General features: G+C 34.1%; 9 protein-coding genes. 1 reads left to right on the top strand and 8 read right to left on the bottom strand.

What is annotated here, in order from left to right:
* Positions 1–9: 9 nt before the first annotated feature.
* The gene (locus B8963_RS13985; RefSeq protein WP_084062489.1) at positions 10–1,290 is read right to left on the bottom strand and encodes a sugar isomerase; all 1,281 of its coding nucleotides are present in this window, start codon (positions 1,288–1,290) and stop codon (positions 10–12) included.
* 98 nt (positions 1,291–1,388) lie between these two features.
* Positions 1,389–3,494 (bottom strand): bifunctional aldolase/short-chain dehydrogenase, encoded by a 2,106-nt coding sequence (locus B8963_RS13980; protein WP_084062612.1) that lies wholly within the window; start codon positions 3,492–3,494, stop codon positions 1,389–1,391.
* Between the two features lie 264 nt (positions 3,495–3,758).
* Between B8963_RS13980 and B8963_RS13975 the strand changes: the two genes are divergently transcribed.
* Complete coding sequence (locus B8963_RS13975; RefSeq protein WP_084062486.1) at positions 3,759–4,805, top strand: GntR family transcriptional regulator; 1,047 nt, start codon at positions 3,759–3,761, stop codon at positions 4,803–4,805.
* A gap of 6 nt (positions 4,806–4,811) precedes the next feature.
* On the opposite strand, the gene B8963_RS13970 is transcribed toward B8963_RS13975, so the two are convergent.
* The 6 genes from B8963_RS13970 to B8963_RS13945 all read right to left on the bottom strand — a co-directional run bounded on the left by B8963_RS13970 (position 4,812) and on the right by B8963_RS13945 (position 14,536).
* Positions 4,812–5,963, bottom strand: a complete 1,152-nt coding sequence (locus B8963_RS13970; RefSeq protein ID WP_084062482.1) for a lactonase family protein — start codon at positions 5,961–5,963, stop codon at positions 4,812–4,814.
* A 9-nt stretch (positions 5,964–5,972) separates the two neighbouring features.
* A complete protein-coding gene (locus B8963_RS13965) occupies positions 5,973–8,474 on the bottom strand; it encodes an endo-acting ulvan lysase-like protein (RefSeq protein ID WP_084062478.1) in 2,502 nt (833 codons plus the stop codon).
* Positions 8,475–8,483: 9 nt separating this feature from the next.
* Entirely contained in the window at positions 8,484–9,896 is a 1,413-nt protein-coding gene (locus tag B8963_RS13960; protein ID WP_084062475.1) for a sulfatase, read from the bottom strand.
* A gap of 10 nt (positions 9,897–9,906) precedes the next feature.
* Positions 9,907–11,373 (bottom strand): sulfatase family protein, encoded by a 1,467-nt coding sequence (locus B8963_RS13955; RefSeq protein ID WP_084062472.1) that lies wholly within the window; start codon positions 11,371–11,373, stop codon positions 9,907–9,909.
* Between the two features lie 13 nt (positions 11,374–11,386).
* The gene (locus B8963_RS13950) at positions 11,387–13,021 is read right to left on the bottom strand and encodes a sulfatase-like hydrolase/transferase (RefSeq protein WP_084062469.1); all 1,635 of its coding nucleotides are present in this window, start codon (positions 13,019–13,021) and stop codon (positions 11,387–11,389) included.
* A gap of 78 nt (positions 13,022–13,099) precedes the next feature.
* On the bottom strand, positions 13,100–14,536 hold the full coding sequence (locus B8963_RS13945; RefSeq protein ID WP_234989677.1) for a sulfatase: 1,437 nt from the start codon (positions 14,534–14,536) through the stop codon (positions 13,100–13,102).
* Between the last annotated feature and the right edge of the window lie 4 nt (positions 14,537–14,540).

Genomic DNA, 14,540 nt, shown 5'->3' with positions numbered 1-14,540 from the left:
ACATTTTGATTACAAGCCTGTAGCTATAGTATTTTTTCCTCTTTCTTTTATCAATTGCCCTCTCACGCCTAAAGCTCTAAATGCATTTATAGGCTTTATTACACCTCCATTATTTATTCTGGCTTTTTCTAATAATGGTCGAACATCTGTGCGATAAGCATTTTGTAATATTTCTTGGCATTTTACAACATCATTAGCTAGTTGCGCTTCTTTTAATTGCACTTGATCTACTAATAATGCTTTAGCGTAAGCCTCTTGAATAGCCTCTAACGATTGGATTAAATCTTCTAATGGATCCTTTACATTATGACTAGCATCTATCATCCAAGCCAAATCAGGGTTTTGCGGATTATTCCGCATGCCATAAACCAATTCATTAAAAATTAAAAATAAAGCATAAGGCTTAATACTACCAACCGTTAAATCATCATCGCCATACTTACTGTCATTAAAGTGAAAACCACCTAATTTACCTTTAAGCATTAAAATAGATACAATTTGTTCGATATTACTGTTTGGCAAGTGATGTCCTAAATCTACTAAAGAAAATGCCTTCTCACCACATGCATTTGCAAGCATAAATGAAGTTCCCCAATCTTGAATTACTGTACTATAAAAATTGGGCTCATATGGCTTGTATTCAATTAGCATAGACCAATCTTTAGGTAAACCTTTGTATATGTCTTTTAGGCTATTTTCTGTATTCTGCAAAGCTGTTTGAAAGTTACTCTGTCCTGGAAAACAAGATCCATCTGCCAACCAAACTGTTAAACTTTTTGATCCTAGTTTGTCTCCAATAGTAATTACCTCTAAATTATGCGCTATAGCTTGATCTCTAACTACCTTACTGGTATTGCTCAATGATCCATATTTATAGCTCTCTTTTGCATTTTTTTGATCCTGAAAAGTGTTTGAGTTTACCGAATCAAATTTTATATTCAACGCATCTGCCTGCTCTTTAATAGCCTTATAATCGGATGGAATGTCCCACGGAATATGCAATGATACAGCGCCTGCCGTTTGCGTTAAACTATGTATTACTCCTATATCTTCAATTTTTTGTTCTAGACTAGATGGTTCTCCATAAAATGAAAAACGCCCAAAGCGCGTACCTCCTGCACCTAATGCCCAACTTGGTATAGCTACTTGAAAATCAGATAATTTAGCCACTATTTCTGCAACCTTATGGCCTTTTTTATCTAGGGTACTGGATAAAAAATCAAAAGTTTCCTTATGATTTTGTATTTCTGATTTATTACAATCTAAGATTTGATCTTTTAATATTTTCATAATTCACATTTCTCTAAAAAGAAAAGAAACTTCCATAAAACGTAACAATTATGGAAGCTATCTTTTTACTTACTAACTCAACTAACAACTAAAAACACTTATCGTACAAAGGCATTTGCCATGCCTCCATCAACATTGATTATATTTCCTGTAGATTTATCTAAAACACCAACAAACGAAAATACTCCGTTGGCAATATCTTCAGGCGTAATAATTTCATTCAATAAATTTCTCTTGGCATAAAACGCTGGCAATTCTTCTACCGTTATTCCATTTGCCTTTGCGCGTCCTTCCGCCCAAGCACCTTCCCATATTTTACTACCTACTATAACGCCATCCGGGTTTACTGTATTTACTCTAATATGATCTTTACCTAATTCCGCTGCTAATAAACGAACCATGTGCTGTTGGGCAGCTTTAGCGGTACCATATGCAACATTATTAGGTCCTGCAACTAAGCCATTTTTACTTGCTATTGAAATATAATCTCCACCAAGCCCTTGTTTACGCATAATTGCTGTAGCTTGTTTTGCTAGATCAAACTGACCTTTAACTAATATGTTTTGTAAAATATTCCAATCTTTATCTGTAGTATCTTCCAGTGCTTTAGATATTGCTAAACCAGCGCTATGCACAACTATATCTATACCACCAAATTCAATTACAGCCTTTTTGTAAGCCTTTTCAATAGATTCAGTATTTGTAACATCACATATAGCATAAGTTGAAACGTCTCTTTTATATGTTGCATTTGCTTCAATAAGACTTGCTTCATTAATATCTGTTAACACAACATTTGCGCCTTCAGCCGCCAATTTATCTGCAATAGCTTTACCTATACCTCCACCAGCTCCTGTAACGAATGCAACTTTTCTAGAAAGTGGCTTCTCTTTCGGCATACGTTGTAGTTTTGCCTCTTCTAACAACCAATACTCTATATCAAAAGCTTCTTGTCTAGGCAATGATGTGTATGATGTAATAGCCTCAGCTCCGCGCATTACATTTATTGCATTAATATAAAACTCACTAGCCACACGAGTAGTTTGCTTATCTTTAGAGAAACTAAACATACCCACTCCTGGATAGATTATTATCACAGGGTTTGCATCACGTATAGCGGGGCTATTGTCTTTTTTGCAGGTATTATAATAATCTACATATTCCTGTCTGTATACTTCAAATGCAGGCTCTAATTTCTTAAGCACAGCTTGAGCATCTGTTAAATCTTCAGTTTTATCTAAAGTTAAAACTAAGGGTTGAATTTTTGTTCGCAAAAAATGATCAGGACAAGAAGTTCCCATAGGTGCCAAGCGTTCTAGATCATTACTATTAATATATTCCATTACCACATCGGTATCTGAAAAATGTCCTATCATTCGATTTTCCGAAGAACACAAACCACGTAATAACGGCATTAATTGAGCAGCTTTCTCTAAACGCTCTTCTTTAGGCAAACTTTCCACTTTTTGCCCACCAAAAACAGAACCGTTTTGTTTAATTTTTTTTGCAATATAATCTGAAGCCATTTCTATCACCTCCAAACTATTCATATAACACTCATAGGAGGTATCGCCCCAAGTAAACAATCCATGACTTCCTAAAACTATACCTCTAATTCCGGGGTTATCAGCCAAACATTTTTCAAGCTGTAAACCTAAATCAAAGCCTGGTTTTTGCCAAGGCACCCAGCCCATAGTATCTCCCCAAATTTCTTTGGTTACTTTTTCACTATCTTTTGCAGCTGCGACAGCTATTAACGCATCTGGATGTAAATGATCTATGTGTTTAAATGGTAATAATCCGTGTAATGGGGTATCTATAGAAGGAGCTTTACTATCTAAATCGTAAATACAGTGATTAAATAATCCAACCATTCTATCTTCATCATGCAGCCCATTGTAAACGTTCTTTAAATCTCTTAACCTTTTCGTATACAAACCAGCAATGCCAGATCGTGTTAAAGTACCTATATCCCCACCAGAACCTTTAACCCACATTACTTCAACTTTTTCATTTGTAAGGGGATCAGTTTCTATAGTTTTACAACTTGTATTACCTCCACCGTAATTAGTTATTCTTAAATCGGCTCCAAGTATATTTGAACGGTAAAGAAAAAGCTCAACCTGGTTATCACCCAAACTATTTGCTTTTTTTTCATCCCAAAGGTAATCTACGTGTTTAAAGTTTTTGGTTGTGTTTTCCATATATGCCATAAAATAAAATTATACTTTCAAAATTAAATAAGAAAAAAACCAACTCTATCCTGTACTGTACTGTAATATCAAATATTGCTATTCAAAAAATTTATTTTATTCGATATTATTTCAAATATAATCTTGTTAAACAACGACTTGGCATTTTAAATTAAGACATAATTTGCAAACAACACGAATAATATCTATTCCACCTTAAAGATTTTATGTTTATTTGTGTAAATTGAGTATTATAATACAAGAGAAAAATAGTGTATGAATTTATATAAGTTTATCAACATTGATGAAAATTCTAGAGTACCAAAATATCAACAAATTGTTGACTCTGTAATTGATAATATTTCTAAAGGAAATTTTAATATTGATCAAAAAATACCATCAATTAATAGGTTTAGTGAAGAATTTTATCTTTCCAGAGATACTGTTGAAAAAGCTTACAGTATACTAAAAGAAAGAAATATTATTATTTCCATACGAGGTAAAGGTTTTTATATTTCTCGAACGAAGTTAATTTCAAAAGTCAACATATTATTTCTTGTAAATAAGTTAAGTAATTATAAACTCCGAACTTACAATCATTTTATAGAAAGAATTGGGGCAAATTCTCACACTGATTTGCATGTTTACCATTGTAATGAAACCTTATTTTTAAATCTATTTGATAAAAACAAATCAGCATACGATTACTATATTATAATGCCGCATTTTAAAACGGATACATCAAATCATGTTAGTTTTACCGATAATGTAATTAAGGCGATGCAAAAAATATCGCAAGATAAATTAATCATATTAGATAATATAAAACCTGAATTAAGTGGAGCTTTAGGAGAAGTGTATCAAGACTTTGAAAATGATATTTATAATGCATTAACTGAAGGACTGAATAAAGTCAAAAAATACCAAAAAATAATTCTCGTTTATCCTGAAAAGGCCGTTTATCCGTATCCAAGGAGAATTTTAAATGGATTTAGAAAATTTTGCATTGAACATAAGTTAGATTTTGAAATATTAGAGCGGGTTTATGAGGACATGATTTTAAAAAAAGGTGATTTATTTGTTACCATTGAAGAGGCTGATTTGGTAAATTTAGTTAAGCAAATTCGAGAGGACGAATATAAATTAGGAAGTGATATTGGCATTATTTCGTATAATGACACACCCTTAAAAGAACTTTTAGGAATAACGGTCATCTCTACTGATTTTAAAATCATGGGAGAGACTGCCGCAGAGATTATTTTAAATAATAAAAAATGTAAATTAAAGGTGCCATTTAATTTAATTGAAAGGGACTCCCTTTAAGGAAAATTACTCAAAAATAGTATAGGTATACATTTGTATGCTCGATGGATTTTTAACATTGATATCCGATGATAGTTTTGTTAGCTTTCCATTGTGAACATTACGTTTGAATACAGTTATATTATCCGAAAATTGATTAGCAACTAATAAAAACTTACCATCTGGAGATATTGAAAAATTTCTAGGATGCTCTCCATATGTTAGTTCATGTCCTATTAAAATTAGAGTTCCATTTTGTTGATTAATTGAAAATAATGATATACTATCTTCTGCAGGACCGCGATTAGTGGCATATAAAAATTTACCATCAGGTGAAATATGTATATCGGCAGCTCTATAAATTTCCTGCTTATGGCGATAAGAAGGGTAATCTTCAAGACACTCCAAGTCTCCAGAATTATATTGAAAAGCTGTGATTTTACCACTTAATTCTGCAATCATATATCCATACTTACCGTTTGGGTGAAATGCAAAATGTCTTGGGCCACTGCCTGGTTTAACCAGTAATTGATTTTCATTAGCTAAAATAGAGTCGGTATTTTTAACAACTTTAAAACGTCTTATTTTATCCGCTCCTAAATCTTGTGCAAATAAATAACTACCATCTGGTGAAAAATTTGACGAGTGAATATGTGAGGCACTCTGACGGTTTTTAATAATACTACTATCTTTAAATTTTAAAACTTGACTATAAGGGTTAATACTACCATCTGAATTAATTTTAAAAACACTTAAACTACCATCGGAATAATTTGAATTGGTTAAAAGGTTCTCTACATTACTTATTTCTATATGCGCAGGGTTAATACCTCCACAATCCTCCATATTTAACAAGTGTATTTTTGTATTTATTGCGTCCACTCTAAAAGCAGCTACTTTACCCCTATAATCCATCTGACTATCAACTACTGAATACAAATATTTACCATTAGAAGATAAGCGTAAAAACGATGTATTTGTTAAACTATCAAGGGTGAATTTCAAGATGCTTTCTCCTGTATCGTTATTAAACTTATAAATATGAATACCTTTTCCTGGTTTTTTATCGGTAAAACTACCAACAAATAACAATGTTGTCTGCTTTTTTGATACACAAGCAAAATGCATCAACGCAATTAAGAGAAGTGATAATAAATTAAGCAATTTTTTTAAACGCATAACGGTGACTTAATAGGTCCTGTAATATTTTTTTCCAAGACCAATGTTTATAACCTTATTTTTATAAACAAGTTTATCACCTTGACCTACATAAATGTTTTGCAACATTTCATTTCCATCTAGGGTAATAACAGCTAAAGTACCTTTAAAATAAATATTTAATGCATCATTTTTAAACTCCTGACCTTTAGATTGAGTAATAATATATTGGATTAATTTACCTTTTGGTGATTCACTTATAACTTTTAGACCCTTATATACACCATCTTGTTCTAATTTTGAAACTGATGTAATTGTCGCATTTTCTTTGTCATTAAAGGGTTCATAAACCACCACAAATGGATTATTCCAAGCAGCACCTTTATTGCGAATAACTAATGTTGGTGTTGGTAATTTATCATAGGGTTTTGGAGCTTCAAAAGTATATGGCGCTTTTACTTGTGTGTATTCTCGGTTTTCAAATCCCGGAATGTGCATTTGCATATATATTTTGGCTGCTTGTAATTGTTCAACATTAAAAGTTGCCTTCACAGCCTCGTTATAAGGTTTTGATGTTTTTACCTCCTCAAAAAAGTGCCATCCAGGGTTTCTATATGTTCCTCTATCCCATTTAGCATTAGCATTTTGGCTGTATTTTTCTGGTGTACTTTCAAAAGCCATATTACTGTTTTCAAACTCCAAAGTATCCCCAATATTGTGATATAAATAATCATGAAACTGGTTTGGTAATTTAGACTTTGAACGAAAAACATCTACATAATATCCTGTGGTTGGTGAAGTTCTAATTAATGCAAGCGTACGTTCTTGTGTAGCTTCAGCTTTTTCTCCACCATTATCATCAAAAGTTGTTTGGCTAAATGAATGATATGGGGAAACGCCCTTTGTTCCAACTTGAGGTTCCATGGAAACAACTTCAACGGTATTAATGCCTAAATTACTCCAGCCACCTTCTCCTTGTGAGCTGCCATTTACTATAACCGTGTTGTGCGCGGCAAATATTCTTGAATAGTTTTCATGAATATCTTTAGCATATTTGCCTCTACCATTATCTACACCTAAAACCTGACCTTCTCCATACAGCTCAATATTCATGCCTTCTGCATGTCCGTGTACCATATGCGCACCACCAACAAAACACATTAAACCATCTTTAGGGTTATTGGTGCTACTTAAATTTCGTTGCATGACGATGCCTGCATGATATACTCTGTCTGTTCTGCTTAACTCAAACGATTCTGGCTCTCCAATAATTTCATCATCGTACCAAAAAATAGATTCCATATCCTTTCTTTTATATTTCCCAACTTGTATGGCTCGATTAATTAGTGGTCCAAATTTTTCTTTTAAATCATTCAAACCATCCATTTCAGCTAGAGCGTATGCATCTTCAAATGCGTTATATAGTGAGGATCCATGACGATGTCCATCGCCCCATCTTATAATTTCATTGTTAGGGTAGACAAAATAATCTAATCTAGGTAAAGCATATAACACATTGGGATATGTCTTAGCTAATTTTAATTCTGGTTTATACTTATTTACAACAAGCATCAATTTTGCTATAATAGCTGTGGAATGATTAAGATATTGCGATGTTTCTGGCCAAATATCACCTTTATTTTTATAGTTTTTAGCCATCACATTTAGCGCGTCTTGATTTTCAGTATTTTCAGTTAGAAAATAAGACAGTAATTTTTCACGCTCCTTTTTATCATCCATTGCTAGTGCATTATACACCAAACTTGGAGCTTCTAACACCGAATGATTAGAACCTGTATGCCCATAATTAATAGTAATATCTGCGTAAGTTCTAAACACATTTTGAGCTTCATTAAAAGGAAAGTCAACTATATCACCCTTTATGATATCTAAAGATTTACCACCGTTTTGAAAATATGGATATACAAAATCGTAAATTAAAGGTAGTTTATAGCCTATAACACGTACTTCTCTAAAACCATCATAAGGAAATAACCAACCACCTCTACTATGCCAATTAGATAGTTCTGCCTTTTGCACGGATTTTACAAAACTATATAAAATGCTACTGGCTACGTAGGCGTATTTTTCGTCTTGTGTAACATAGTAAATCATGCTACAATCTAAGGCTACTTGCAGATTTTTAATTAAAAGTTCGGCAGGCTTCCATTCTTCATCTGTAGCATTATCTAAATTTTTATGAACACCATTTTCTACATGGTCTGTTTTATAAAATGGTGGGAACTGATTCTTTTGAGCTTCATCCCAATTAAATGGTAATTGTTTAAGGTAACTTTCTGGATTTTTATAAAACAAATCGACTTCGCTATCTGTTTTTTTTAATAGCTTATTATAAATATCTTGAGCCCAAGGTTGTGTTTCTATTTTTTCTAAAACATTATTACGTTCACTTGCTTTAACCAAAATAAAAGGGCGTTTTAGTTCTTGACTATAAGAGCTCAATTGAATTAAAAGTATAAATAATAATACAATTAAATTATACCCAAATTTTCTATATTTTAATGATCCCATATTAATTATTTATTTCAAAAAATCCTTACCCCATTTTTGGCGTAATTCAATCGACAAGCTTTCTACCAATTCTGAATACTCTGGCTTTTCAGCCAAATTATCAAGTTCTAACGGGTCAGTTTTATGGTCGAATAACATGCGTGCATAGGCAACACCCATAGCATCTGTCCATTCGGTATAAAATATATCATCTTTAATAAAGGTTACAGCATCCTTAAATTTACTTACTGCCCAATTTTTAGTGCTTTTTTCTCCATTTATAATAGGAACAAAACTTTTACCTTCTACGGTTTTTGGAGATTTTAAACCAACCAACTCTGCTAAACTGGGGTATATATCAATATACTCCGTAATAGCTTCTGTTTTTTTGCCATTTGTTTTTCCAGGTACTTTTATCAGTAAAGGGGTTCTTAGTGCGGTTTCAAAAGTAACGTGCTTGCACCATAATTTGTGATCACCTAAATTCCAACCATGGTCTCCCCAAAGAATTACAATGGTATTCTCTTCCAAATCCAAACGTTTTAATTCGTCTAATACCAAACCAATTTGTGCATCTATGTAACTAACACAAGCGTAATAACCATGAATGAGTTCTTTCGCTAATTCATCTGGCAAATCGCCTTTATTAGGAATATTTTCATACTGGCGTAGTTCTCCAAAATTATGAAAGGCTTGTTTTGGTGTAGTTTCAGGTTGCATATAACTTTCCGGAAGTTTTATAGCATCTCTATCGTACATATCCCAATACTTTTTTGGTGCTGTAAAAGGAAGATGTGGTCTTGATAAACCCATGGTTAAGAAAAACGGTTGATTACTTTTTTTAAGTTTTCGTAAATCGTTCATCACTTTTAGGGTTACTTTACCATCTCTATAAATAGAATCATGAACATCTGCAGATTCAAAGGGTAAACCTCTGCTGGTGTTTTTTGCTATTTTTTGATTTTCGGGGATTGCAAAATTAAATACTGGTAGTGCTTGCCAAATTTCATCCCAAGCTTTTTCATCATCTTTATTATAATGATAAATTTTGCCATTAGAAATAGTTTTGTAGCCGTTTTGTTTTAACAACATGGGCAATGAAATCGCTTCTGGGAAATCGTCATCTTTTTTAGTATGTGCATCAAGAAACCGATTTCTTGTTGGTCTTGCCCCCGTCATTAAACTAGCCCGTGAAGCGCCGCAAACGGGTACATTGCAATATGCGCTATTAAACACCAAACTCTCAGCTGCTAGATTATCTAAATTTGGTGATTGTATATGGTGGGCTCTGTAAAAATTAAGTTCAGGTCGTAAATCATCAACAGCAATAAGCAAAATATTCATTGACCTTTTTTCATTAACAATTTTTTCTTTTTTAATGTCATTATTACGAGAAATTAAAAAGACTGCTGTTGTCAAAACAGTAATTAGAGATTTATTCATAGCAAAAAATTTACCAATGTTTTATAATTCTATAATCGTCTTCTTTTAAAGTATTTTTAATAGCGTCTGGGATTTTTCTTCGAGGCGTATCTTCGTCAAGTCTGAAACCCGCTTTGCCTTTTCCCTTTATCAGTGGCATAGTACCAGGTTGCTCGTTCAAAAAGTCGCCTTGAGCTTTCATCCAGCTAAAAAGATCTATCGTTAATCGCTCTTTAATTTCTTTTAATTCGGGTTTGTTTATTAGATTATGCTGTTCAAAAGGATCGTTTTGCAAATCATATAATTCTTCAAAGGGTTCGTTTTTAAAAGCATTAGCACCTCTACGAATGAAAAAATCAACATGGGGTTTATTTGTTAGATTTTGTTCTACCACTTCTACAGAATTAAAGTTACGGATGTATTTGTAACGGCTATCACGAATCATTCGAGACGGAAAAACTTCCGAATTGAGAATGTTTTGATTGGTTCTCACCCCATAAACATATTGATGAATGGCAGTTTCTGTCCCTTGTAATATCGGTAAAAAGCTTGTTCCGTCCATATCAGGTGTAGCTTTACCGCCTGCAATTTCCATAAAAGTTGGCAATACATCGGTATAATGAATGAGCTGTTTGGATTTTGTTCCCGGTTTTATCACTTTTGGCCAACGGGCTACCAATGGCACTTTCAACCCCACATCTTTTACTGTAAATTTCCCTGAAACTCCGTGGTCTGCACTGTAAATAACTAGCGTATTATCTCCCAAATAATTGTCGGCAGCCGTAAGTACTTGGTCTAATTGTTTGTTATCTTCTGCAATGCTTCTATAATAGCCTGCTTTGTCTTTTATAAAAGCAGGATTGTTCTTTTTGCTTTCATTAAAAGGATAAAACTTGATATCTTGAGCAGTGGCGCCCTCCACATTAAAATACTCTGCATGCGGATAATAGGAAGTAACCAGCATACAAAAAGGTTTCTTAGCCTTTTTAAAATAACTCTGAATACTGTCTATGGGAATGTATTCTCTTGGCCCTACGGGTCTTTCTACCGCATGCCATTCTTTGTCCCAATCAAAAACTTCATCAGGACTCACATGGCTTTTTCCTGCCAAAACCACTTCATACCCAAGTTTTCGCAGCTGCTTGGTGATACTAACGATATCGGGTTTTACTTTGGAATGATTGGCAAAACAACCGTTTTTCAAAGGATATTTTCCTGTAAATAATTGCGATCGACTAGGCGCACAGATGGCCTGAGCGGTAAAAGCATTTTCGAACAAAATCCCTTCTCTGGCAATCCTGTCCACAGCGGGAGTTTTTACTTTTTCGTTTCCGTAACAACCGTAATCATAGACATCTTGGTCATCAGCCAAATAAAATATAATGTTGGGCTGTGTGTTTTTAACATTTGCTTGCTCATTTTTCTTTTGAGCCGAACAAGAAGTCAATATTAAAGCGATATATCCAAAAACAAAGTGTATCAGATTGTTTTTTCTCATTTTATTGTACTAATTATTGTTTGTATTTGCTAACCCCATCTGCTTTAGGATAAGGCACTGTAATTCCATCTTTTACAAAAGTTCCCGTAGGTGCTTTATTTGCTTTTAACCAAGTCACCATATCCGCATTCATTTTTAAGGCAATCTTCATGTCTTTTGCAGATGGATTTTTCAAAAGATTGTTTTTTTCTTCTAAATCTTTATTCAAATTGTATAGGGTGAACTCTTCTGTTTCATAATAATAAAACAGTTTATAATAGGTTTTACCAATACGTTTTTGAATGAGTGTGGTAGGCCTGAATCGTTCGTCCATATAGCCTGGCAAGTGCCAAAACAAGTTTTCGCGCTCAATCCTTTTTTTATTTCCTGTTAAAACATCCGCAAAAGAAGCACCATCATAAACAGCTTTTTCGCCATTGTTTTTGTTCATAGAAGAAAGCGAAGCCCCTGCCATATGAGCTAGTGTAGGCAAAAAGTCGATACAATGAACCGCTTGATTGGAAATAGTATTTTGTTTGATTACCCCTGGATATCTAAAAATAAGCGGCACTCTAATTCCTCCTTCGTCCAGACTTCCTTTTTTTCCTTTAAGCGGAACATTATCTACCAAACCTCCGTTATCCGAATAAAAAATAAATATTGTATTGTTTGTAATATCATCTGATAAATCACCGTCTCCGTTAGGGTCTTTTAAGGCATTACTAATTTTACCCACGTTTTGGTCCAAAAGTTCTATCAAAGAACCATATTCGGCCAATCGAGGACTTAAGCCTTTTTTCAAATATTTATCTGTTAAATCTTTGCGACCTACCACATCAGAGTGAACAGCATGAAAAGGTACGTACAGAAAAAATGGATTTTCGCCCCTTGCTTTCTCTCTGATATAATCTACGGCATAATCACCAATGGCATCGGTCAGGTGTTTGGGGATACCCATTAAAACCGATTGTTCACTATTGTTTTTGTAGGGCGATAAAGTTTTGTCAATATATTCTTGATTATACGGATTAGCATATTTATCTACAAATTCTGAATCGAACGTCCATCCATTCTTATCTGATTTTAAAGCCAAATAAGAGGATTCTGTTTTTTTTCCGTTCACCATCACCTTAATTTCATGGTGAATATCGGCGGGTAAATCAATGCCGTAACCTGCTTTCAGCGGGTGTGGTGTACCATGACTTTTGCCAATTAAAGCAGTAGTATAGCCCTGGGTTTTAAGTACATCAAAAATACTGGTACCTACATCAGTTATAACATTTTGTTGTTCGTGCGGTTTAATAAGTAAATTAGGAAATCCTTTGGTACGCTTGTCGGGTCTATATAGCGAACCAACATTGTACACTCCATTGTCAACCCCAGTAGCATACTGACCGCTTATCAAGGCCGCACGAGAAGGCGCACAGTTTTGATTGGTGTAGGCATTTGTAAAAGACATTCCTTGATTTGCTAATTTATCAATTTCAGGAGTTTGATAGATTTTAGAACCATTATTGAAATTCGTATTACCTGTGCTTAAATCGGTCCAGCCTAAATCGTCTGCAAAAATCAATACAATATTGGGTTTTGATTTTTGTTGACTTTGAGCATTTCCTAAAAATGAAAACAGGAAAATTAGTAGTAAAGCAAAGCGTTTCGTTTTTTTCATTTATAACTATTTATAAAATTTTAGCTTATTGAGTTTGTTGAAGTCTTCGACAAGCTCAGACTGACATTTAGATGTCAATTAATTCTTTTTTAAAAAATCCTTACCCCATTTTGCTCTTAATTCAGCAGCTAATTCCTTAACTATGTTTTGATAAACTGGTTTTTCAGCCAAATTATCCAGTTCTAAGGGGTCGGTTTTGTGGTCAAAAAGCATGCGGGCATACGCCTTGCCTTGGTCATCTGTCCATTCGGTATAAAACAAATCGTCTTTTATCAAGGTTACGGCATCTTTAAACTTACTTACTGCCCAATTTTTATCGCTTTTCTTTCCGTTGATAATCGGTACAAAACTTTTGCCTTCCACAGTAGTAGGGTTTTTCAAACCTGCTAGTTCTACCAATGAGGGATAGACATCTATATATTCTACAATATCATTGCTTACAGTCCCTTTTGTTTTTCCTGGTACTTTGATGATTAAGGGCGTTTTAAGTGCTCTTTCGAAAGTAGAATGCTTGCACCAGAGTTTATGCTCGCCTAGATTCCAACCGTGGTCTCCCCATAAAATCACTATCGTATCTTCTTCTAAATCCAAACGTTTCAACTCGTCTAGAACCAAACCAATTTGCGCATCGACATAACTCACGCAAGCGTAATAACCGTGAATCAATTCTTTGGCCATTTCATCTTGCAAGTCTCCTTTCTTTGGAATGCCATCGTATTGACGCAATTCGCCATAATTATGAAAAGCTTCTTTTGGAGTTGTTTCAGGTTGCACATAATTCTCTGGAAGTTGAATTGTATTTCTTTCATACAAATCCCAATATTTTTTAGGTGCATTAAATGGTAAATGAGGTTTCATAAAACCGAGTGCCAGAAAGAATGGTTTATTTTGACCTTTCAATTTGCGCAAATCTGCCATTCCTTTTTGAGCAATTTTGCCGTCAAAATAAGCGGTGTCGCTGACATTTGCATTTTCAAAGGCAACCCCTCCCGCTTCTGAAAGATTGGCTTGGGCATTTTTTTCAATATTTTCTGCTAATTGATAATTGCGAATATTTCCTTTTGGAAACCATCGGCTGTCCCAAGCTTTGTTGTCATCTTTTTGATGGTGATAAATTTTTCCGTTAGAAATGGTGGTATAACCATTATTCTTCAATAATAAAGGCAGTGACATCGCATCGGGATTGTCTTTGTCTTTTTCGGTATAAGCATCAATAAAACGGTAACGAGTAGGTCTGGTACCCGACAAAAGACTTGCTCTTGAAGCACCACAAACGGGAATATTGCAATAGGCTCTATTAAACACCAAGCCATCAGCGGCCAACTTATCCAGATTAGGCGATTTGATTTGGCTTGCCCCATAACATTTCAGTTCCGGACGCAAATCATCAACCGCTATAAAAAGAATGTTTGGCTTTTTCGCTTGTGATTCGTCATGCTTTTTTTGCGCTGTTTGTTGTGCATACATGGCAAGACTTGTTATAAAAAGCACTATTGATAAAAATTGCTTCATCATATTC

Source organism: Cellulophaga tyrosinoxydans (genome assembly GCF_900176415.1).
Lineage (GTDB): Bacteria > Bacteroidota > Bacteroidia > Flavobacteriales > Flavobacteriaceae > Cellulophaga > Cellulophaga tyrosinoxydans.
The sequence above is the reverse complement of the archived record's forward strand: the minus strand, read 5'-3'. Positions and strand labels throughout refer to the sequence as shown.